This is a genomic window from Aeromonas sp. QDB63, from assembly GCF_027707425.1.
Lineage (GTDB): Bacteria > Pseudomonadota > Gammaproteobacteria > Enterobacterales > Aeromonadaceae > Aeromonas > Aeromonas caviae.
Map to the genome: position 1 here is coordinate 41,651 of NZ_JAPCIS010000001.1, position 19,929 is coordinate 61,579.

Here is a 19,929-nt window from a genome sequence, read left to right on the forward strand (position 1 = left end):
CCTAATTGGCACTGAGCAAGGGTTGTTCTACCCCGGCAGTAAAGGTCATTTGGCTATTCACCTTGCCATAAGCACTGGATGTGGTGGCTTCAGCATAACGACAAGCTGGCGTTACATTCTGGCTACTGGCTTCAAATTTGCGTTTACATACACTTTCTGTATTGACTGTCAGGGTTGTAGCTGGAGTAGTAGTGCCTATTGCAGCTGAAACCCCAATAGCCTGTGTTGCAATTTGTGTTGAGAGAGAAGTATCACTCAATGCAGACTCCAGAGTACCTTCAACTTCGTGCTCCACTCGTTGCAAACTGGCACTAGAACCCGCCATCTTCAGACTCATACCACTGGATTGCATGACGACTACTGCAATCAGAGTCAAGGGAACCAGAATAACCAGTGCAACAATTAATGCTACACCCTGGTTTTTTTTAACCAATCTCATGTTCCACCTCGGGTGGTTATTTGTTGATTGCGTAATGCAATACTGCTTTCCAAGAGCAGACGGCGATAACCATCACCACCACCATCAACCGTGATATTACCGAGTTGATAGCTATTGTTATTCTTATAGCGACTTGACTCCCGAGCAGCTCTAATCAGCAAGAAAAGCCGAGCCCCCAATACTCGCCCTTCATTCCAGCGCTGTGTTGTCATTTGGTCCGTTGATATATATCTGTCTATGCGCCCATCAGGGATCAAGGAGTCGTCAACACCATACATCAGCACCATATGTTCAACGCCTTCGGCCATAGCGCCACCAATCAGAGCAGAACCACCATTGACGGTCAAATAGCGCTTGCGTAAAACAGGAACACCATCTTCTTGTGACAGGTAATAAATATAGTGCTGGTATTCCCAGATCTGGCTCTCATTATTGGCACCAAAGAGTGGTCGGGTTTCACTTCCCTTGATGATTCTCGCCTCCTGACTATTGGATGCCATATAAAAGCGGTTTGTATCCAATCCCTCTGATGCTGGTATAGGACGCCCTACCAGTCGCTTGATACTGATAACATCCGAGTTTTCCACCCGATCAGCAGCGAGAATACAAGCGAATCCAGCCAATCCTTTGGTGGTTGATACCCGGCTTACCCATAGCCCCCTGATGGGACCAGCATTTGATGGCAAACTACCGACAGAGCGCTCATCCAGGCAATCGCTACTGGCAGGAACAATGCTGCCAGCACTGAGGCTCAGAGAAGAACCAACTTGTGTTGACTGGCCGGTATAAGCCCCAAAAAAACCAGCCCATTTGATATCTTGGCTAATCAGCCGAATGGCCAGCCGACCATTCTCCTGTAATTCACTTTGATCAAAGGCATCTTCAGAGCTGGAGCGAGACATCACAAAAACAGTGAATACCCCCGCCAACAAAAATAGACCGAGCAGCATAGCGACCAGCCACTCTACCAGCGTGAAACCGCGAGAGATCATAAAGTCGTCGTCAGAATAAACTGGCGCCTCGAAAGATTATTTGCTGTCGAGAGTTGACACTCATTGATCAGCGTTGCTGCGGCAGCAGCAGCCCCCCCATCAGATATCTCTTGCTTGCCAGCCCAGAATATCCCGACAGCCAATACATTATTGGCCCGCCGCACCACGCAGCCTATCGGTGAAATCAAGGAAGATGCCGCCCCCGAAACACTGGCCCCAAGCAAGGCTTGTTGCCAGTAGTGAAGGTCGGCATTACGTAAATCTGCAGCACTGCACGCACTGATTGTGCCATCTGCAGCGGCGCATGTCGGGCGTGGCAAGTTGGCGGCAAGATTAACGGTTACTGCACCGGATGCGGTCCAGCTATCGCGATTTATTCGTACTCGTTCAACCATATCGTTAGCCAACCAGCTGGCGATAGTACGCTGACGAGCTTCATAACTGGCAAATTTGGAATGGGTTTGCAAAGCAACCAGACCAAGCAGCCCCAGTGACAGGATGACTGCGGTGATCATCACCTCCAGCAGGCTGAATCCTCTCTCATGTGATGAAACATGAATGGCCATGGCTATTCCCAACAGCTATTGCTAGCTGCACCAGAGGCACTTTTGACGCCCAACTGATTAATCGAAAACACCGTGCAATCGGTATCTTTGGCTTGGGCCGTCGCCGCGCCAGCACTGGCTGACAAGGTGTAGGTGTTGCCTGATACGGCAATGGATAATTGATACAGGCCATTTTCAGATGCACTACTGATACCAAGAGCAGCAGCAGAGGATGCATACTGATTGAAATCCATAAAATAGGTTTCTTGCCGATTGGCTGCATTGAGCAGCATGCTCTTGGCTTCGACACGATGACTGGTCAGCACATATTGCTGATAGGAGGGATAAGCGATGGTGCCAAGAATCGCCACGATGGCGACGACAATCATCAATTCAATGAGAGAAAAGCCTCGATAGAACCCAATCATATCCCATCCTTGGTGACTGGCGGTTCGTATAGTCTAATGCCGGATAGGTCGCAACGACAAATCCGGCATCAGGAACATAACTCTTTATTCTCAGGCCATCCTGGCCACATTCAAATAATTCTAAGCTCGGGCGGCACTTCAAACACCACATTCTCTTCCCGGCCAGGATGCTCGGTCACTATCTTGCCTCCCAGCTCGCGCAGACGGGCAATGACATTCTGAACAAGCACATCGGGGGCTGACGCACCCGCCGTGACACCGATACGGGCAACCCCGTCCAGCCATTGCGGCTCAATCATGGAGGCATCGTCGATGAGGTAGGCCTTGGCGCCCACCTTCTCGGCCAGCTCCCGCAGACGGTTGGAGTTGGAAGAGTTGCGCGACCCCACCACCAGCATGGCGTCCACCAGCCCGGCCATCTCCCGCACGGCATCCTGGCGGTTCTGGGTGGCATAGCAGATGTCATCCTTGCGCGGCCCCTGGATCTTGGGGAAGTGCGCACGCAACGCATCGATGACATCCGAGGTCTCGTCCACGCTCAGGGTGGTCTGGGTGACGAAACAGAGATCGTCCGGGTTCTTCACTTTGAGTTTGGCCACGTCTTCCGGTGTCTCCACCAGATACATGCCCCCCTCACTGTTCTCGTACTGTCCCATGGTGCCGATCACCTCGGGGTGGCCGGCATGGCCGATGAGCACGGCTTCGGAGCCCTTGCGACTGGCGCGATGGACCTCCATGTGCACCTTGGTCACCAGCGGACAGGTGGCATCGAACACCTTGAGGGCGCGGGATTTGGCCATCTCGCGCACGACCTTGGCGACACCGTGAGCAGAGAAGATGACGATGCTGTCATCCGGCACCTCATCCAGCTCCTCCACAAAGACGGCGCCCGCCTCCTTGAGCTTGTTCACCACGTAGCGGTTGTGCACCACCTCATGGCGGACATAGATGGGGGCACCGAACTTCTCCAGCGCGCTCTCGACGATGCTGATGGCCCGGTCGACACCGGCACAGAAGCCACGGGGGTTAGCCAGCAGAATATCCATCAGTGCACCTTCTCCTCGTCATCAACCCCCAGGATCTCCACCTCGAAGGTGACGGTGTGACCGGCCAGGGGGTGGTTGAAATCGACCGTAACCGACATCCCTTCCACCGCCCGGATGATCCCGGGCAGCTCGCTGCCGTTGGGCTGGTCGAACAGTATGATGGTACCTACCTTGGGCTCTACATCTGCACCGAACTTGGCGCGGTCGAGATGGTAGATGTTATCGGGGTTGGAGAGGCCGAAGGCCTCTTCCGGCACCAGGGTGAAGCTCTTGCTCTCCCCTGCGCGCAGCCCCAGCAGGCATTGCTCGAAGCTCGGCGTCAGACTGCCGTCTCCCATCCGCAGACGGGCCGGCTTGCCGTGCAGCGCCGTGCTGTCGGCCACCGAGCCGTCTTCCAGTTTGATAGAGAAATGGAACAGCACGCTGCTGTCCGCAGCAATCGACTGGCTCATGAGGTCGCGTCCTGTTTTTTCTCGCCACGGAAGCCATCCAGCACGATCATGGCGGCACCGATGAAGATGAAGCTGTCCGCCAGGTTGAACGCCGGCCAGTGGGCACGCTGCCAGTAGAAGTCGAGGAAGTCGACCACATGGCCCAGCACCAGCCGGTCAAACACGTTGCCGAGCGCCCCGCCGATGATCAGGCTGTAGGCGATACCGCTCCAGCGCTGGGTCACCGACTGCTTGCGCAACCAGTGGATCAGCAGGCCGCAGATGGCAAACGCCAGCAGGGCGAAGAACCAGCGCTGCCAGCCCCCCTGATCGGCCAGGAAGCTGAAGGCCGCCCCCTTGTTGTAGACGTGGACCAGGTTGAAGAAGGGGGTGATCTCCACCCCCGGATAGCCAAACGGCAGCAGCTTGACCACGGCGAGCTTGCTCGCCTGGTCCAGTACGAAGGCCAGCACCGCCAGCCACAGCCAACGCAGGCCGGTTTTGTTGTTCATCTCGTTCTGAGTCATGTTCATCAGGCAAATTGACGCGTTTCGCCGTCACCCTCGACGTTGGTGACACAGCGGCCACAGATCTCTTCGTGACCGGCTATGGTGCCCACGTCTTCCACATGGTGCCAGCAGCGGTCGCACTTGGCGGCGGCTGACTGGGCCACGCTCAGCCACAGGTCGTCTCGCTCGGTCGCCACGGCGTCTGCCGGGGCGGCATCGGCGCTGACCACCCTGGCCTTGGAGGTGAGCAGCACGAAGCGCAGCTCATCGGCCAGGGCGTTCAGGCGGGCAGCCAGTTCCGGCTTGGCGAACAGGGTCAGATCGGCCTGCAGGGAGCCACCGATGCGCTTCTCGCCACGAGCCACTTCCAGCGCCTTGTTCACTTCACCGCGCACGGCGAGGATCTCGGCCCAGAACTCGTCGTTCAGCACTTCGCCCGCTTCCAGCCCGAACAGGCCGTCGTACCACTCCTCGGTGAAGACGAATTCGCCACGCTCACCTGGCAGCAGCGCCCAGATCTCGTCGGCGGTGAAGCTCATGATGGGCGCCATCCAGCGCACCATGGCCTCGGCGATATGATAGAGGGCGGTCTGGCAGGAGCGACGGGCCAGGCTGTCAGCCTTGGCGGTGTACTGACGGTCCTTGATGACGTCCAGATAGAAGGAACCCATCTCGATGGAGCAGAACTGCATCAGCTTCTGGGTCACGCCGTGGAAGTTGTACTCGTCGAACGCAGTCACGATCTCGGCCTGTACCGCCTTGGCACGGCCCACGGCCCAGCGATCCACCACCACCATGTCGGCAGGCGCCACCATGTCGGTCGCCGGATTGAAGCCGTTCAGGTTGGCCAGCAGGAAGCGGGCGGTGTTGCGGATGCGACGATAGGCGTCGGCCGAGCGCTTGAGGATCTCGTCGGAGACGGTCATCTCGCCGGTGTAGTCGGTGCTGGCGACCCACAGACGCAGGATGTCGGCACCCAGCTTGTTCATCACGTCCTGCGGGCTGACCACGTTGCCGATGGACTTGGACATCTTGCGACCCTGGCCATCCACGGTGAAACCGTGAGTCAGCACCTGGTTGTAGGGGGCCTTGTCTTTCATGGCCACGCCGATCATGAGCGACGACATGAACCAGCCACGGTGCTGGTCGGAACCTTCCAGATACATGTCGGCTGGCTTGCCGTTGAATTCGGGACGGGCATCGACCACGGAGGCATGGGTGGAGCCGGAGTCGAACCAGACGTCCAGGGTGTCGGGCACCTTGTCGTACAGGTCGGCGTCGGCTCCCAGCAGTTCGGCCTTGTCCAGATCCCACCAGGCCTGGATGCCGGACTGCTCGACCCGCTTGGCCACCTCTTCCATCAGGCGGACGGAATCCGGGTGCAGCTCCTGGGTATCCTTGTGAACGAACAGGGAGATGGGCACGCCCCAGGTACGCTGACGGGAGATGCACCAGTCGGGACGATTCTCGACCATGGCCTGAATGCGGTTCTTGCCCCAGGCCGGCACCCAGCCGCTCTGGCCGTGCTGGGCAATGCCCTCTTTCTCGATGCGCTCGATCTCTTCGAGGGCACGCTTGCGCAGACCCTTCTGCTCCATGCTGATGAACCACTGCGGGGTGGCACGGAAGATGATCGGGGTCTTGTGGCGCCAGCAGTGCGGGTAGGAGTGGTTGAACACCTTGTGGTGAAGCAGGGCGCCGCGCTCGGTCAGCACCTCGACCACGGAGGCGTTGGCCTTAAACACGTGCTGGCCGGCAAACAGCTCGGTATCCGGCAGATAGACGCCGTTGCTGCCCACCGGGTTGGCCACTTCCAGGCCGTACTTCTGACCGACCACGAAGTCTTCCTGACCGTGGCCAGGGGCGGTGTGCACGGCGCCGGTACCGGCGTCCAGGGTGACATGGTCACCCAGCACCACGGGCACATCGAAGTGGTAGAAGGGGTGATTGAAGCGCAGCAGCTCGAGCGCCGCGCCCTTGGCGTAGCCCAGGTTGTGGAACTTCTCGATGCCGGCCCTGTCCATCACGTCCTTGACCAGCTCGGCGGCCAGGATCAGGCGCTCGGGATGCTCGCCCTCCACCTGCACCAGGGCGTAGTCCAGATCGGCGTGCATGGCGATGGCGCGGTTGGCCGGCAGGGTCCAGGGGGTGGTGGTCCAGATCACGGCAGAGATCACGCCCTTGCCGGTGTGGCCTTCGGCGCAGTCAAACTTGGCGGCGACGGCAGCCTCGTCGACGGCCTTGAAGCGCACGTCGATGGAGGGGGAATTTTTGTCGTAGTACTCCACTTCGGCCTCAGCAAGCGCGGAGCCGCAATCGGTACACCAGTGCACCGGCTTGGAGCCTTTGTGCAGGTGGCCGTTTTCAACGATCTTGGCCATGGAGCGGATGATGTTGGCTTCGGTGCCAAAATCCATGGTCAGGTAGGGGTGTTCCCAGTCACCCAGCACGCCCAGACGGATGAAGTCGGTCTTCTGCGCTTCGATCTGGGTCTTGGCGTATTTGCGGCACTCGGCTCGGAACTCGGCGGCGGAAACCTTCTCGCCCGGCTTGCCGACCATGCCTTCCACTTTCAGCTCGATGGGCAGACCGTGGCAATCCCAGCCCGGCACATAGGGGGAATCGAAGCCAGAAAGGCCTTTGGACTTGATGATGATGTCTTTGAGGATCTTGTTGACCGAGTGACCGATGTGAATGCTGCCGTTCGCATAGGGGGGGCCATCGTGCAGAATGAAAGAAGGCTTACCCGCTTTGGCGCGGCGAATGGCGCCGTAAAGATCCTGATCGTACCAACGTTTCAACATGTTGGGTTCGCGTTTGGCCAGATCGCCACGCATCGGAAACTCGGTTTCCGGCAGATTCAGGGTGTGTTTATAGTCGCTCATCAGTCCTGGGTTCCCTTCTTTTCTAAAAGAGTGCTGGGTAAATGAAATTGTGGCAGCCCGAACCAGGCTCGGGCCGCCAGGGCATCTCGTTCGATCTGCTCTTTCAAGGCGGTGAAAGAGTCAAATTTCTGCTCTTCGCGCAGCTTGTGGCGAAGCAGCACCTTGACCTGCTGACCATATAGATCACCAGAAAAATCAAATAGATGTACTTCCAATCTGGCTTGTGTACCGCTCAAGGTCGGACGCACACCCACATTGGCGACACCGGGGAAAGTCTTGCCGGAACATATCACTTCCACCGCAAACACGCCACCGACCGGGACAACCTGGCGTTTGAGGGCCAGATTCGCGGTGGGAAAACCTATGGTGCGCCCCAGCTTGTCGCCGTGGGCCACCCGACCGCTGATGGCATAGGGGCGACCGAGCATCAGCTCCACCTCCGCCATGCGCCCGGCCCTGAGGGCCTCGCGCACCAGGGTGCTGCTGACCCGCTGGCGGGAAAGCTGGAAACTCTGGGTGCTGATCACCTCGAACCCGAAGCGCCGACCGGCCTCCTCCAGCAGGTGGAAGTCCCCTTCCCGCCCCTTGCCGAAGCGAAAATCGTCGCCGACCACCAGATAGTGCACGCCGAGTTTCTCCACCAGCAGTTGCTCGATGAAGGTGCAGGCCGCCTGCTCGGCAAAACGATGGGTGAAACGCACGCAGAGCATGCGATCGATCTGCATTCCCTTGAGGGCTTCGTACTTCTCCCGCCAGCGGCTGAGGCGGGCGGGCGCGGCACTGCCCGCAAACAGCTCCAGCGGCTGGGGTTCGAACAACATGACGCAGGCGGGCAGGCCAAGTTGGGCTGCCTTCTCCTGCAAGCGGGCCAACACCGCGTGGTGCCCCTGATGAACCCCATCGAAGTTGCCTATGGTCAATACACAGCCCCGGTGACGGGGCTTGATATTGTGAATGCCGCGAATAAGCTCCATCAGTGCCTTGTGCGTTGCTGCCATGGAAATCGGCGGATTATATATCAGGCAGCAGGCAGGGTCAGCCCTGCCGTTGACCCGATTTCAGCTATCCGACGCCATGGAGACGGGGTTGCTCCCTATTGGCGATCTGATTTCAGGTGTCTTGGCCGGATGCCCAGCGCCAGCAGGACTATCCCGTACAGCGCCCCGCCAAGGCAGAGCAGCAGGGTCAGCTCCAGGCTGGCCTTGCCCATGCTCCAGGCGCCCCACTGGGCGAGGTCCGGCGACAGATAGGCCAGAAGCCCCCCCATCAGCACAGTGGCGGCCAGCAGCTTGAGGCAGAACACCCCGGTGTTGCGGGAGGGGCGGTAGACGTTCTGCTGATAGAGCCCCTTGAACAGCAGGGCCGCGTTCAGGGTGCCGGAGCAGGCGGTCGCCAGCGCCAACCCCACGTAGCCGAGCGGATAGATGAAGAGGAGGTTGCACACCATGTTGGCCACCATGGCCATGATGCCGATGCGCACCGGGGTCTTGGTGTCCTGACGGGCGTAGTAGCCCGGTGCCAGCACCTTGATCAGCATCAGGGAGAGCAGGCCTGTGGTGGACGCCAGCAAGCTGGCGCTCGACATGCTCACCTCGTGCAGGCCGAACTCGCCGCGCATGAAGAGCACTCGCAGTATGGGCTCGCGCAGCACGGCGATCCCCACCATGGCGGGCAGGCCCAGCAGCATCACCATGCGCACCCCCCAGTCCATGGTGCGGGAGAAATCCGCCGGATCCGCGTCCACATGCTTGCGGGCCAGGGCCGGCAGGATCACGGTGCTGATGGCCACGGCAAAGAGGCCGAGGGGAAACTCCAGCAGCCTGTCCGAGTAATAGAGGTAGCTGATGGCACCTGTGGCCAGGAAGGAGGCCAGCATGGTGTTGATCAGCAGGTTGATCTGGCTGACCGAGACACCGAACAGGGCGGGGATCATCAGGGTGCGGATCTTCACCACCCCGGGATGGTGCCAACCCCACTTGGGCCAGACCAGCATGTTGAGCTGGCGCAGGAAGGGGTACTGGAACAGGAACTGCACCAGGCCGCCGAGGAAGACACCGATGGCCAGCGAGATCTCGGGGCGATCCAGCAACGGCGCTATCCACCATGCCGCCCCTATCATAGTGACGTTGAGAAACACCGGCGTGAACGACGAAACCGCGAAGCGCCCGAAGGTATTGAGGATGGCTCCCGCCATGGCGGTGAAGGTGATGAACCAGAGATAGGGGAAGGTGATCTTGAGCATCAGGCTGGCCAGCTCGAACTTCTCCGCCGCCGGGCCATCGTGCAGCCAGTCCCAGAACCAGCCCCATCCGAACAGGGCCGTCAGGACGCCTGAACCCAGCACCCCGAGCAGGGTCACTACGGTGACGATACCGCCGAGGGTACCTGCCACCGCGGCCAGCAGATCGCGCAGCGCCTGCTCGTCACCGTTTTTCTTGTATTCCGTCATCACGGGGACGAAGGCCTGGTTGAACGCCCCTTCGGCAAACAGGCGGCGCAAGAAGTTGGGAATGCGATTGGCGAAGAAGAAGACGTCTGCGGCCACCCCGGCACCGAGCAGATTCGCGATGACCACATCGCGCACCAAGCCCATCACACGGGATGCCAGCGTCATTCCGGACACTATCATGCCGGATTTGATCAATTTCTTACTCAAGACGAGGCCTCTGGAACTGTCGGAAAGAAAAGAATGCTGTTAGAATCGGCCGACAGTTTAACCGTCTCCCATCTGACACACCACCGGGGGGCGGTGTTTATTTGCACAAATCATTTGACAATATGTGGTTGGGAAGGCATATTTCCGGGCCTTTTCAATACACTCGCTAAGACAGTTTTAGGAGTTTTACCTTGGCTAACATCAAATCTGCTAAGAAGCGTGCTCTTCAGTCAGAGAAACGTCGTCAGCACAACGCCAGCCGTCGTTCCATGACCCGTACCTACCTGAAGAAAGTGATCGCTGCCATCGCCTCTGGCGACAAGGCTGCTGCCACTGCCGCTTTCGCTGTTGCTCAGCCGATCATGGATCGTATGGCGACCAAAGGCCTGATCCACAAGAACAAAGCTGCTCGTCACAAGAGCCGCCTGTCTGCCCAGATCAAAGCCATGGCTTAATCAGCATCCGCTGATGAAAGCTGAAAAAACCGGCCTTAGTGCCGGTTTTTTATTTGGGCTCGCTGCAATACAGCCTGTGCAACAATCCGATCATCTCGCGTACCTCAAGGCTGCGCAGGGAATAGTAGACCGTCTGGGCCTCCTTCCTCGTCGCCACCAGCTCATCGCGCCTCAACACGGCCAGATGTTGTGACAGGGCCGACTGACTCAGTCCCAGCCGCTCATTGAGTTCCCCCACCGACAACTCCCGCTCCAGCAACTGACACAGAATGAACAGTCGCCGCTCGTTGGCCAGCGCCTTGAGCAGGGTGACGGCACGCCCGGCATTCGCCTCCATCTCTTCCAACTGCATCTCATCCCCTCTCCTGCAAGACAGCCATCATAACCCCGACCTCGACGATTTAAAAAGACAGGCTCGCCGGTTGAATGGCGGTGAAATCCTCCTGCCCGGCAAAGAGGAAGGAGAATTCACTCTCGCACACCCGTTTCACCGCCGGATGCTGGATCATCCGCTCGGCGAAGATGACGTAGTACTCCTCCATCAGATCCTGGGTTTCACCTAGCAGCATCACCTCCTCCCCCTCCAGAATCTCCTCCCGGTAGATGGTCGGTGCCATGAAGATGCCCTGATTGAAGAAGCCGAACGCCTTCATCAGGGCCGCATCGTCGAACTCCCCCAGGATGCTGGGAGAGATGCCCTGTTGCTCGAACCATTGGGTCAACTGGCGACCCATGGCGGTACGGCGACCGGGAATGAGCAGCTTGCGCTCCTCCAGACAGGCGGGAAAGGGTTTTTCGGGCAGCGGCGCCTTGCAGAAGAAGCTGACGCCACAGCCTCCGAGCCGCTTGGAGAGCAGCCCGGCATGCTGGCTGGAGTCCACCGGGCAGTCGGAGAGGATCATGTCGAGCTTGTGCTCGCTCAACTGCTCCAGCAACAACTCGTGGGTCGACTCGAAGCAACGCAGGTGGATGGAGCCGTCGTTCGGGATGACGGAGAGCAGTACCCGGCTGGCGAGGCGCTTGGAGAGCGCATCGGCGATGCCGACGTCGAACAGGACCTGGCTCTCCTTGCGGTAGTTGACGATATCCAGCATCTCGTAGGAGAGGCTGAACATCTTGTCGGCATAGCGGAACACCAGCTGGCCAAGCTCGGTGGCTTCGAGAGATCTCCCTTTTCTGATCAACAACTTACCACCGAGGCGCTGCTCGAGCAGCTTTATCTGGCCGGTGACGGTCTGGGGGGTCAGGAAGAGGGCTTCCGCCGCCTGCGTGACGGAGCCCTTCTTCTGCGTCATCCAAAAATAGTAGAGGTGATTGTAATTAAGGTGTGACATCCGATGGGGTTCCCGCGCCAGGCGGGCTCCGATAGCAGCTGAGTTCAACCGCCAGAATGTCATACATGTCGCTGATCGAGTCAACCTTGTTCGCGTCGAACTGCGCCTGCAGATGGGCCTTGAGGCGAACGGGATCCGGCATCCGCTCGGAGCAGTAGCGCTTGTTGGACTGCTTGACCCGCTCGCCGGCCCGGCTGCTCAGGGCCCGCTCGGCGAAGGTCTCGCCAAACCGGGCCTTGGCCTGCTTGTCCCCCAGCATCAGGGCGCTGTCGACCACCCCGTTGAGATAGGCCGAACAACCGGCCGAGGCCGCATCCTGCTGGCAATCGGCCAGCCCGTTTCCCCAGACCACAGGACTCGCCAGCATGACTAACCATCCGAGTCGTTTCATAACCCCTCCGTGCTTTGATTCGCCTCCCGATTGGGCAGCGCCATCCGCAGGGCGATATAACCGGTCACGGCCGCCAGGGTGGACCCCGCCAGGATCCCGAGGCGCGAGTAGCTGCCGTAGTCCAGTCCGCCATGCTCGAACGCCAGCGACGCGATGAACATCGACATGGTGAAGCCGATGCCACACAGGATGCTGACGGCAAAGATTTGTCTGAAGTTCACTCCTTGCGGCAGCTGGGCGACACCGGTTTTCACCGCCAGCCAGCTGATGGTGAAGATCCCGAGCGGCTTGCCGACGAAGAGGCCCAGTATGATGCCCATGGGAAGCGGGTTGAGCAGGGCCGAGAGATAGATCCCCTCCAGAGAGACCCCCGCATTCGCAAAGGCGAACAGTGGCAGGATCAGGAAGGCGCTCCAGGGGTGCAGCACATGCTCCAGATGCTTGAGCGGTGACGCATAGCGCTTGCCGTTCAGCGGGATCATAAAGCCCACCACCACACCGGCCAACGTCGCGTGGACGCCGGACTTGAGCACCGCGACCCAGAGCACCAGCCCCACCAGCATGTAGAGGCCAATTCTGTCCTCACCACGGCGGTTCATCCACAGCAGGGTCAAGGTGGCCACCACACCTATCGCCAGCGCGGTCAGCGACAACTGCTGGGTATAGAACAAGGCGATGATGATGATGACCCCCAGGTCATCCATGATGGCCAAGGCCAGCAGGAAGACCTTGAGGCTGGTCGGTACCCGCTTGCCCAGCAATGCCATCACCCCGAGGGCGAAGGCGATGTCGGTCGCGGCCGGGATGGCCCAGCCAGCCCGGGTGGCCTCGTCCCCGTAGTTGAAGAGGCTGTAGATGAGCGCGGGGGCCAGCATGCCGCCCACGGCGGCAATGGCCGGGAAGGTGGCCTGCACCCGGGAGGAGAGCGCCCCCTCCAGCATCTCGCGCTTCACTTCGAGGCCGACCAGCAGGAAGAAGATCGCCATGAAGCCGTCGTTGATCCAGAGCAGCAGCGGCTTGTTGATGTCGAGAGCCGCGATGCGAACCTGCACCTCGGTATTGAGGAAGCTCTGATAGTGCTGCGCCAGGGCCGAGTTCGCCAGGCCCATGGCCAACAAGGCGGCCAGGATCAGAATTATTCCGGAAGCGGACTCCAGTTTGAGAAAACGCTTGAATACATCGCTCATGTCTAACTACCCGTAAAATTGCATCTTTTCAGTCTAGGGGTCGAGTAGTTCAATGAAAAATCGTTTCTAACAGCCAGTAACAACGAAAAAACCGAAGGCAAAATGGATTGTGTCTGCTATAAGCACCGTCTTCCCCTCCCCTTCCCCCCAGTTCCTCACGCCAAAAAATGCATAACAATTCACATGAGGCATGAAAAAGGCGCCCGCAGGCGCCAATGGAACAGGAGTGTCGAACCGTCTTCACTGTCCGTCTCCGGGGGGCAAGGGGCCCCTCAGATGGCAACGGGGGCCTTGATGCCGGGATGGGGATCATAGCCCTGGATCTCGAAGTCCTCGAACCTGTAGTCGAAGATGGAGTCCGGCTTGCGCTTGATCACCAGCTGCGGCAAGGGCCGCGGCTCACGGCTGAGCTGCAGCGCCGTCTGCTCCATGTGGTTGGCATAGAGATGCACGTCGCCCCCGGTCCAGACGAAGTCCCCCACCTCGAGGTCACACTGCTGGGCCATCATGTGGGTCAGCAGGGCGTAGCTCGCGATGTTGAACGGCAGGCCGAGGAAGACATCGCAACTGCGCTGGTAGAGCTGGCAGGAGAGCTTGCCGTCCGCCACATAGAACTGGAAGAAGGCGTGGCAGGGAGCGAGCGCCATCTTGTCCAGCTCGCCCACGTTCCAGGCGGAGACGATGATGCGGCGAGAATCCGGGTTTTGCCTGATGTCGTCCACCGCCTTCTGGATCTGGTCGATGACAGCCCCGTCGGCGGTCGGCCAGGAGCGCCACTGGGCGCCGTAGACCGGGCCCAGATCGCCGTTCTCGTCGGCCCACTCGTCCCAGATGCTGACGCCGTTCTCTTTGAGGTAGGCGATATTGGTATCGCCGTCGAGGAACCAGAGCAGCTCGTGAATGATGGAGCGCAGGTGACACTTCTTGGTGGTCACCAGCGGGAAGCCTTCCGCCAGATTGAAGCGCATCTGATGACCAAACAGGGAAACGGTCCCGGTCCCGGTACGATCGGATTTGACTGTCCCCTCGTCCAGGATCTTCTGCATCAGGTCGAGATAGGCACGCATTACTTGGCCTCCTTGGGCGCATTGCCGAACAGACGGGGCTGTTTATAGGCGGCCCAGACCATGAGCGCCCCCGCCACTATCATCGGGGTGGAGAGGATCTGGCCCATGCTGATCTCGTTGAAGTAGAGGCCCAGCTGGCTGTCCGGCTGACGGACGAACTCCACCAGGAAGCGGAACAGGCCGTAGAACAGCAGGAACAGGCCTGAGATGGCGCCGCGGGGTGGATGCTTGCGCCAGAACAGGTTCAGGATGATGAAGAGCACCACCCCTTCCAGGGCGAACTGGTAGAGCTGGGACGGATGGCGCGGCTCGGGGCCCGCCTCCGGGAAGATGATGGCCCAGGGCACATCGGTGACCCGCCCCCACAGCTCGCCATTCATGAAGTTGCCGATGCGACCGACGCCGAGGCCAAAGGGGATGAGCGGCGCCACGAAGTCGGCCACGGTGAAGAAGTGGCGCTGGGTCTTGTGGGCAAACCAGATCATGGCGGTGATGACCCCGATGAGACCACCGTGGAACGACATGCCCCCGGTCCAGATCTTGAACAGGTAGGTCGGGTCGGCGAGGAAGAGATCGAAATTGTAGAACAGCACGTAGCCGATGCGGCCACCGAGAATGACCCCGAGGAAGCCGTAGAACAGCAGGTCGGAGACCTCGTTGCGGGTCCAGCCGCTGTTCGGCGCATCGGCGCGACGGCCCGCCAGCCACATGGCGAAGGCGAAGCCGAACAGGTACATGAGACCATACCAGCGAACCGATAGTGGTCCCAAACTGAATGCTACGGGATCAATCTGCGAGAAAATCCAATATCCGTCGTGCTGCATAAGCGGCCCCAGTCATAGGAAAAGCCGCATTCTCCGATCATTCGCCAGCAGGAACAAGACTGAATATCAATCTGGCAGCCTGACCTTGTGGCCCGCCCGCAGCAAGCCGCCCAGCCCGTGTTCTTCCAGGTAGCGGGCAAACAGGCCGCGCAGCACGTGGGGATTGTCGTGCTTGAGGCCATCGGCCAGCAGCGTCTTCAGCTCCCCGAGGTCGGATTGACGCAGCACGTACTTGATGCGCGAAATATTGTGGGTATTCATGCTGAAGCGGCGATAGCCCATGGCCAGCAGCAGCAGCACGCCGACCGGATCGCCGGCCAGCTCGCCACAGACCGAGACCGGCTTGTGGTAGCGCTGAGAGGCATCGACCAGCAGCTGCAGGGCGCGGATCACCGCGGGGTGGAAGGCGTCGTAGATGCTGGCGACACGGGCATTGTTGCGATCCACCGCCAGCAGGTACTGGGTCAGGTCGTTGCTGCCCACCGACCAGAAGTCGATGAGCGGCGCCATCTCCGGCAGGATGTACAGCGCGGAGGGGACTTCTATCATCACTCCGAGACTGGGGTAGCGGATCACCGCATCGCGGCTCGCCGCCTCCTCCGACACCTCGCGCCAGGCCTGATCCAGCAACCGGCGGGAGGCCTTGATCTCACTGACGCTGCTGATCATCGGCAGCATGATGGCCAGATTGTCCAGCCCTTCGCTGGCCCGCAGCATGGCCTTGAGCTGAACCAGGAAGAGCTCGGGGTGATCCAGGGTGAGCCGGATCCCCCGCCAGCCAAGGAAGGGATTTTCCTCCACGATGGGGAAGTAGGGCAGTTGCTTGTCCCCTCCCACGTCCAGGGTGCGCATGCAGACCGGCCTGTCCCGGTAGGTCTCCAGGATCCCGCGATAGCGCGCCGTCTGCTCCCACTCCGAGGGGAAGCTGTCCTGCAGCATGAAGGGGATCTCGGTGCGATAGAGTCCGACGCCGTCCGCCAGATGGTTGAGGGAGATCTCGGTATCGGCGCTGAGGCCGGCATTGAGCAGCAGAGAGACAGGCGTGCCGTCGGCGGTCTCGGAGGGCTGGTTGTCGACGCTTCGCACTAGGGTATCCAGCGCCCGCTCCTCGCTCAGCAGTTGTCGGTACTCGGTCAGGATCACCTGGTTGGGTTCGATGAAGAGATCGCCGCTGTAGCCATCGATGACCAGGGTGCGCCCGCCGATGTCGCCGAGGGGCAGATCCACCCCCATGATGGCAGCCACCCCCATGGCACGGGCCAGGATGGCGGCGTGGGAGTTGGTCCCCCCCTTGAGCGACACCACGCCGCTCAGGAATTCCCGCGGGATCTCCGCAAGGATGGTGGCCGTTACTTCATCGGCGACCAGCACCACGGGTTCGCCGATGGTGAGCTGCTCGGGTTCGTCCTGCACCAGCCGGCTGATGAGCCGCTGGGCGATGTCTTTCACATCGGTGGAGCGCTCCCGCAGATAGGGATCCTTCATCCCCTTGAACTGCTCTATCAGCCGATCGCTGATGAGTTTGACCGCCGAGATCGCCGTCCAGTGTTCCTTGCTGACCTTGTTGCGGATGGGCTTGATGTAGCCGGGATCGTTAAGCAGGTGCAGATAGATGTCGAAGATGGCGACCGAGTCCTGGCTGTAACTCTCGCGAAAGCGCAGGGCCAGGCTCTCAAGATCGTGGCGCACCTCCTCCACCGCCAGCTCGAGACGGGCCAGCTGCTTGGCATGATCCTCGTCCTTGCGCGGGGTGATGGTGTTGAGCGCCTTGCGCGGACGCCACACCCAGGCCTTGGCGATGGCGATGCCGCTGGCCCCGGCGATGCCGCGCAGCGGCTTGCTCCAGTCCGTCTTCTGCAACCACCCCTTGGCCTGGGCATGGGCGATACGGGCAGCGAGCTGCGCCGCCAGCGTGACCATGAAGGACTCTTCCCCCTCATCGAAGAAGCGGCTCTCCTTCTGCTGTACCACCAGAATGCCCACCACCTGGCGCTGGTGCATGATGGGTGCACCGAGGAAGGAGCGGAACGCCTCCTCGGCCACATCGGGCAGGAACTTGAAACTGGGGTGTGCGGGCGCATCGGCCAGGTTGATCAGCTCTTCACGCTGACCCACCAGACCGACGATGCCCTGCTCGAATGGCAGGGTGGCCTTGCCCACGGCCGACTCGGCAAGACCATCGGTGGCCGCCAGCCGGTAGCGCCGCATCTCGGGCTCGGCGACATAGACGGAGCAGCAGTCCACCGTCATGGCGAGCCTGGTCTGGCTTACCAATGCTTGCAGGGCCTGTTCGAGGGTATTGGCCTCGGCCATGCTCTCCACGATGCGTCTGAGTTCCGTCAGCAACTAGTCATGCTCCTTAGCGCGAGCGGTTGCGCCGCCCATCCTTTCGATTAGCCTGCACCACGGGGACTGGCATCGCCAGCGGGGCAAACTCCTTCATCACCCGGCGGTAAACTTCCCGCTTGAAGGAGACGACCTGGCGAACCGGGTACCAGAAGCTGACCCAACGCCAATCATCAAATTCCGGGTGACCATGACAGCCAAACTGGATCCTGGACTCTTTGCCGGGATCGAGCTGCAACAAAAACCATTTCTGCTTCTGGCCAATACAGACCGGTGAACTGTCCCAACGGACAAGACGCTTGGGTAAACGATACTTCAGCCAGTTGCGACTGGTCGCCAGTATGGTCACATCGTCCGGCTTGAGGCCTATCTCCTCATACAGCTCACGATACATGGCCTGTTCCGGCGATTCACCATCATCAACCCCCCCCTGCGGAAACTGCCAGGAGTGCTGCCCATAGCGCTTAGCCCACAATACTTGTCCGTCACGGTTACAGATCACGATGCCGACATTGGGACGAAATCCGTCACCATCTATCACGTGATCACCTTATAAAGGCTGAATCTATAAAGGGATTGTTCCACATTCACTCCGTGGCGGCAAACAGGGACTGTCATCTTCCATTCATGAATAACTTGCTATTTCAAGCAAAGTTATAAACAAACCAGGAGCACAAGCCGGGCAAGTTGCCCACCCAGACTGTGCATAAACCTGTGATCAAGCAGGTATATACAGTAGTTTGATACTGCACCCTCTCACGGAGTCATATCATAACCGATTCATCAAATAACAGAATATGCATTTAAATACATAAACTTAGACTTTGATTACTGGATCTGGATCCATGCGTTTCGCCCCCAAGGATCCTCCATGTCAATTGTGAACAAGTTCGACTGCTCAAAGATCCACCAAGGCTGATTTATCCACAGATATGGCGCACTATCTGCACCGAAATGGCGAGAAAAATTGGCGTGCTCTCACATTTATTTCTTATGACGAGCTCCGTATCACCACTTTCTCCCAGTTATCCAAGATTTCTGTGGATAAGTATGTGAAACAGCCAACCCAAACCCTTGGACAACTCAGTCGGGCGGAGATCTCCCCCTTTACCAGGCTGGAGAAAAAAGCCAAATTCCTTTAAAATCATTGCGATATACATAAATCAACGATCTCCCCCCCTCTGTGCATAGCTGGACAGGGATCGGTTACAAAATCGACGATCCTTGGCAAGGATCCACCTTGCCAAGGCCGTTCTCACTCACAGGAGCCCTCATGCCCGCCAATCCCCAGTCAGAACAAGAGCTGCTCAGTCGAGCCTACACCATGGCGGGCTTCACTCTGGCCCAGCTTGCCGCAACGGCGGGCATCCCCGTACCGCGGGATCTCAGGCGTGACAAGGGCTGGACAGGGCAGTTGATCGAGTGGCAGCTGGGGGCCAGTGCAGGTAGCCGTCCCGAGCAGGATTTTCCGGATCTCGGTATCGAGCTCAAGACGATCCCCGTCGATCCTCAAGGGCGCCCGCTGGAAACCACCTTTGTCTGCGTGGCCCCCCTCATCGGGGTCAGCGGCCAGCGCTGGGAAGAGTCGAACGTGCGCAACAAGCTGTCACGGGTCCTCTGGATCCCGGTGGAAGGGAGCCGCGAGATCCCGGTCGGCGAGCGCCGCGTCGGCATGCCCCTGCTGTGGAGTCCGAGCGAGGAGGAAGAACAGCTGCTGCGCCAGGACTGGGAAGAGCTGATGGACATGATAGTGCTGGGGGAAGTCGAGCAGATCAGCGCCCGCCACGGCCAGGTATTGCAGCTGCGCCCCAAGGCGGCCAACAGCAAGGCGCTGACCCGCGCCATCGGCCGCAATGGCCAACCCATCATGACGCTACCACGGGGCTTCTACCTCAAGATCGAGTTCACCCATCAACTCCTACAGCGCCATTTTGCCCTCCCCCTTTGATCCTGTTTATCAACATCCTTGTCATAAAGTGATATAAAAATAACCAGCACTACTTTCTTCGCAGCCAGTGACAAGGAGTCAACATGCCGATCAACAAGCAATTTCTGAAATCGCGTCCCGAGGTCAAGGTGACCTTCGCCGTGGAAAAGGAGGCCGCAGGCGAGGCCGAACAGGTACTGCTGCTGGGTGAATTCAGCCAGTGGCAGCCCATAGAACTGAAAAGAATGAAGAGCGGGGAGTTCAAGGCGACACTCAACCTGCCCACCGATGGTCCCAGCCATTTCGAATACTGCTATCAGCTGGTGCAACCGAACGGGGAGACCCTCTACGACAACGATTGGGAAGCGGATGACTATGTGCCCGGCCCCTTCGGAAGGGACAACTCTGTGGTGCGGGTCAGCCAGCCAGGTTGAGCTGGAACACCCGAAAGCGGATACAAAAAAGGC

At 59.4% G+C, this 19,929-nt stretch carries 21 protein-coding genes; 3 read left to right on the forward strand and 18 right to left on the reverse strand.

Translation table 11 applies throughout. The annotated features are described in order from the left end of the window. Position 1 precedes the first annotated feature (1 nt). From tppD to murJ, 10 genes are all read right to left on the reverse strand, one after another. On the reverse strand, positions 2 to 439 hold the full coding sequence (gene tppD, locus PG879_RS00205; RefSeq protein ID WP_102949173.1) for a type IVa pilus pseudopilin TppD: 438 nt from the start codon (positions 437 to 439) through the stop codon (positions 2 to 4). Continuing rightward, entirely contained in the window at positions 436 to 1,431 is a 996-nt protein-coding gene (locus PG879_RS00210) for a PilW family protein (RefSeq protein ID WP_210600306.1), read from the reverse strand. The genes tppD and PG879_RS00210 overlap by 4 nt, the downstream gene beginning before the upstream one ends. Further along, positions 1,428 to 1,997, reverse strand: a complete 570-nt coding sequence (gene pilV / locus PG879_RS00215) for a type IV pilus modification protein PilV (protein ID WP_102949171.1) — start codon at positions 1,995 to 1,997, stop codon at positions 1,428 to 1,430. Before pilV ends, PG879_RS00210 begins: the two co-directional genes overlap by 4 nt. A gap of 2 nt (positions 1,998 to 1,999) precedes the next feature. Further along, complete coding sequence (locus PG879_RS00220) at positions 2,000 to 2,404, reverse strand: type IV pilin protein (protein ID WP_102949170.1); 405 nt, start codon at positions 2,402 to 2,404, stop codon at positions 2,000 to 2,002. Positions 2,405 to 2,514: 110 nt separating this feature from the next. After that, on the reverse strand, positions 2,515 to 3,450 hold the full coding sequence (gene ispH, locus PG879_RS00225) for a 4-hydroxy-3-methylbut-2-enyl diphosphate reductase (RefSeq protein WP_039039990.1): 936 nt from the start codon (positions 3,448 to 3,450) through the stop codon (positions 2,515 to 2,517). Next, positions 3,450 to 3,902, reverse strand: a complete 453-nt coding sequence (fkpB, locus tag PG879_RS00230; RefSeq protein ID WP_042079281.1) for an FKBP-type peptidyl-prolyl cis-trans isomerase — start codon at positions 3,900 to 3,902, stop codon at positions 3,450 to 3,452. Before fkpB ends, ispH begins: the two co-directional genes overlap by 1 nt. Continuing rightward, positions 3,899 to 4,414, reverse strand: coding sequence for a signal peptidase II (gene lspA, locus PG879_RS00235; protein WP_042079282.1), 516 nt, complete (start codon positions 4,412 to 4,414; stop codon positions 3,899 to 3,901). Before lspA ends, fkpB begins: the two co-directional genes overlap by 4 nt. Continuing rightward, positions 4,414 to 7,275, reverse strand: a complete 2,862-nt coding sequence (gene ileS, locus PG879_RS00240; protein WP_210600304.1) for an isoleucine--tRNA ligase — start codon at positions 7,273 to 7,275, stop codon at positions 4,414 to 4,416. Before ileS ends, lspA begins: the two co-directional genes overlap by 1 nt. Next, positions 7,275 to 8,249 (reverse strand): bifunctional riboflavin kinase/FAD synthetase, encoded by a 975-nt coding sequence (ribF, locus tag PG879_RS00245; RefSeq protein WP_103859169.1) that lies wholly within the window; start codon positions 8,247 to 8,249, stop codon positions 7,275 to 7,277. Before ribF ends, ileS begins: the two co-directional genes overlap by 1 nt. A 119-nt stretch (positions 8,250 to 8,368) precedes the next feature. Continuing rightward, positions 8,369 to 9,931 (reverse strand): murein biosynthesis integral membrane protein MurJ, encoded by a 1,563-nt coding sequence (murJ, locus tag PG879_RS00250; RefSeq protein ID WP_103859170.1) that lies wholly within the window; start codon positions 9,929 to 9,931, stop codon positions 8,369 to 8,371. Positions 9,932 to 10,122: 191 nt separating this feature from the next. On the opposite strand from murJ, the gene rpsT reads away from it, so the two are divergent. Further along, positions 10,123 to 10,386 (forward strand): 30S ribosomal protein S20, encoded by a 264-nt coding sequence (gene rpsT, locus PG879_RS00255; RefSeq protein WP_005308808.1) that lies wholly within the window; start codon positions 10,123 to 10,125, stop codon positions 10,384 to 10,386. A 49-nt stretch (positions 10,387 to 10,435) separates the two neighbouring features. Here rpsT and PG879_RS00260 read toward each other — a convergent pair whose 3' ends face one another. From PG879_RS00260 to rppH, 8 genes are all read right to left on the reverse strand, one after another. Next, the gene (locus tag PG879_RS00260) at positions 10,436 to 10,738 is read right to left on the reverse strand and encodes an ArsR/SmtB family transcription factor (RefSeq protein ID WP_042079286.1); all 303 of its coding nucleotides are present in this window, start codon (positions 10,736 to 10,738) and stop codon (positions 10,436 to 10,438) included. Positions 10,739 to 10,787: 49 nt separating this feature from the next. Then, complete coding sequence (nhaR, locus tag PG879_RS00265) at positions 10,788 to 11,720, reverse strand: transcriptional activator NhaR (protein ID WP_103859172.1); 933 nt, start codon at positions 11,718 to 11,720, stop codon at positions 10,788 to 10,790. Next, positions 11,707 to 12,111: a hypothetical protein gene (locus PG879_RS00270; protein WP_042079288.1), complete on the reverse strand. Its 405-nt coding sequence runs from the start codon at positions 12,109 to 12,111 to the stop codon at positions 11,707 to 11,709. Before PG879_RS00270 ends, nhaR begins: the two co-directional genes overlap by 14 nt. Beyond that, the gene (nhaA, locus tag PG879_RS00275; RefSeq protein WP_103859174.1) at positions 12,108 to 13,298 is read right to left on the reverse strand and encodes a Na+/H+ antiporter NhaA; all 1,191 of its coding nucleotides are present in this window, start codon (positions 13,296 to 13,298) and stop codon (positions 12,108 to 12,110) included. Before nhaA ends, PG879_RS00270 begins: the two co-directional genes overlap by 4 nt. 272 nt (positions 13,299 to 13,570) lie before the next feature. Continuing rightward, on the reverse strand, positions 13,571 to 14,365 hold the full coding sequence (gene thyA / locus PG879_RS00280) for a thymidylate synthase (protein WP_103857966.1): 795 nt from the start codon (positions 14,363 to 14,365) through the stop codon (positions 13,571 to 13,573). After that, positions 14,365 to 15,189, reverse strand: coding sequence for a prolipoprotein diacylglyceryl transferase (gene lgt / locus PG879_RS00285; RefSeq protein ID WP_042079291.1), 825 nt, complete (start codon positions 15,187 to 15,189; stop codon positions 14,365 to 14,367). The genes thyA and lgt overlap by 1 nt, the downstream gene beginning before the upstream one ends. Before the next feature lie 66 nt (positions 15,190 to 15,255). After that, positions 15,256 to 17,535 (reverse strand): phosphoenolpyruvate--protein phosphotransferase, encoded by a 2,280-nt coding sequence (gene ptsP / locus PG879_RS00290; protein ID WP_210600302.1) that lies wholly within the window; start codon positions 17,533 to 17,535, stop codon positions 15,256 to 15,258. A 13-nt stretch (positions 17,536 to 17,548) separates the two neighbouring features. Then, a complete protein-coding gene (gene rppH / locus PG879_RS00295; protein WP_082035008.1) occupies positions 17,549 to 18,076 on the reverse strand; it encodes an RNA pyrophosphohydrolase in 528 nt (175 codons plus the stop codon). Positions 18,077 to 18,808: 732 nt separating this feature from the next. Between rppH and mutH the strand changes: the two genes are divergently transcribed. Both mutH and PG879_RS00305 read left to right on the forward strand, forming a co-directional pair. Further along, the gene (gene mutH / locus PG879_RS00300) at positions 18,809 to 19,483 is read left to right on the forward strand and encodes a DNA mismatch repair endonuclease MutH (protein ID WP_210600300.1); all 675 of its coding nucleotides are present in this window, start codon (positions 18,809 to 18,811) and stop codon (positions 19,481 to 19,483) included. A gap of 83 nt (positions 19,484 to 19,566) precedes the next feature. After that, the gene (locus PG879_RS00305) at positions 19,567 to 19,896 is read left to right on the forward strand and encodes an isoamylase early set domain-containing protein (RefSeq protein WP_210549495.1); all 330 of its coding nucleotides are present in this window, start codon (positions 19,567 to 19,569) and stop codon (positions 19,894 to 19,896) included. The last annotated feature ends 33 nt before the right edge of the window (positions 19,897 to 19,929 follow it).

What these genes read in the sequence shown, in the direction of transcription:
- tppD (WP_102949173.1), bottom strand. Translation starts at nt 439, where the DNA reads ATGAGATTGGTTAAAAAAAACCAGGGTGTAGCATTAATTGTTGCACTG.
- PG879_RS00210 (WP_210600306.1), bottom strand. Translation starts at nt 1,431, where the DNA reads ATGATCTCTCGCGGTTTCACGCTGGTAGAGTGGCTGGTCGCTATGCTG.
- pilV (WP_102949171.1), bottom strand. Translation starts at nt 1,997, where the DNA reads ATGGCCATTCATGTTTCATCACATGAGAGAGGATTCAGCCTGCTGGAG.
- PG879_RS00220 (WP_102949170.1), bottom strand. Translation starts at nt 2,404, where the DNA reads ATGATTGGGTTCTATCGAGGCTTTTCTCTCATTGAATTGATGATTGTC.
- ispH (WP_039039990.1), bottom strand. Translation starts at nt 3,450, where the DNA reads ATGGATATTCTGCTGGCTAACCCCCGTGGCTTCTGTGCCGGTGTCGAC.
- fkpB (WP_042079281.1), bottom strand. Translation starts at nt 3,902, where the DNA reads ATGAGCCAGTCGATTGCTGCGGACAGCAGCGTGCTGTTCCATTTCTCT.
- lspA (WP_042079282.1), bottom strand. Translation starts at nt 4,414, where the DNA reads ATGAACATGACTCAGAACGAGATGAACAACAAAACCGGCCTGCGTTGG.
- ileS (WP_210600304.1), bottom strand. Translation starts at nt 7,275, where the DNA reads ATGAGCGACTATAAACACACCCTGAATCTGCCGGAAACCGAGTTTCCG.
- ribF (WP_103859169.1), bottom strand. Translation starts at nt 8,249, where the DNA reads ATGGAGCTTATTCGCGGCATTCACAATATCAAGCCCCGTCACCGGGGC.
- PG879_RS00260 (WP_042079286.1), bottom strand. Translation starts at nt 10,738, where the DNA reads ATGCAGTTGGAAGAGATGGAGGCGAATGCCGGGCGTGCCGTCACCCTG.
- nhaR (WP_103859172.1), bottom strand. Translation starts at nt 11,720, where the DNA reads ATGTCACACCTTAATTACAATCACCTCTACTATTTTTGGATGACGCAG.
- PG879_RS00270 (WP_042079288.1), bottom strand. Translation starts at nt 12,111, where the DNA reads ATGAAACGACTCGGATGGTTAGTCATGCTGGCGAGTCCTGTGGTCTGG.
- nhaA (WP_103859174.1), bottom strand. Translation starts at nt 13,298, where the DNA reads ATGAGCGATGTATTCAAGCGTTTTCTCAAACTGGAGTCCGCTTCCGGA.
- thyA (WP_103857966.1), bottom strand. Translation starts at nt 14,365, where the DNA reads ATGCGTGCCTATCTCGACCTGATGCAGAAGATCCTGGACGAGGGGACA.
- lgt (WP_042079291.1), bottom strand. Translation starts at nt 15,189, where the DNA reads ATGCAGCACGACGGATATTGGATTTTCTCGCAGATTGATCCCGTAGCA.
- mutH (WP_210600300.1), top strand. Translation starts at nt 18,809, where the DNA reads ATGCCCGCCAATCCCCAGTCAGAACAAGAGCTGCTCAGTCGAGCCTAC.
- PG879_RS00305 (WP_210549495.1), top strand. Translation starts at nt 19,567, where the DNA reads ATGCCGATCAACAAGCAATTTCTGAAATCGCGTCCCGAGGTCAAGGTG.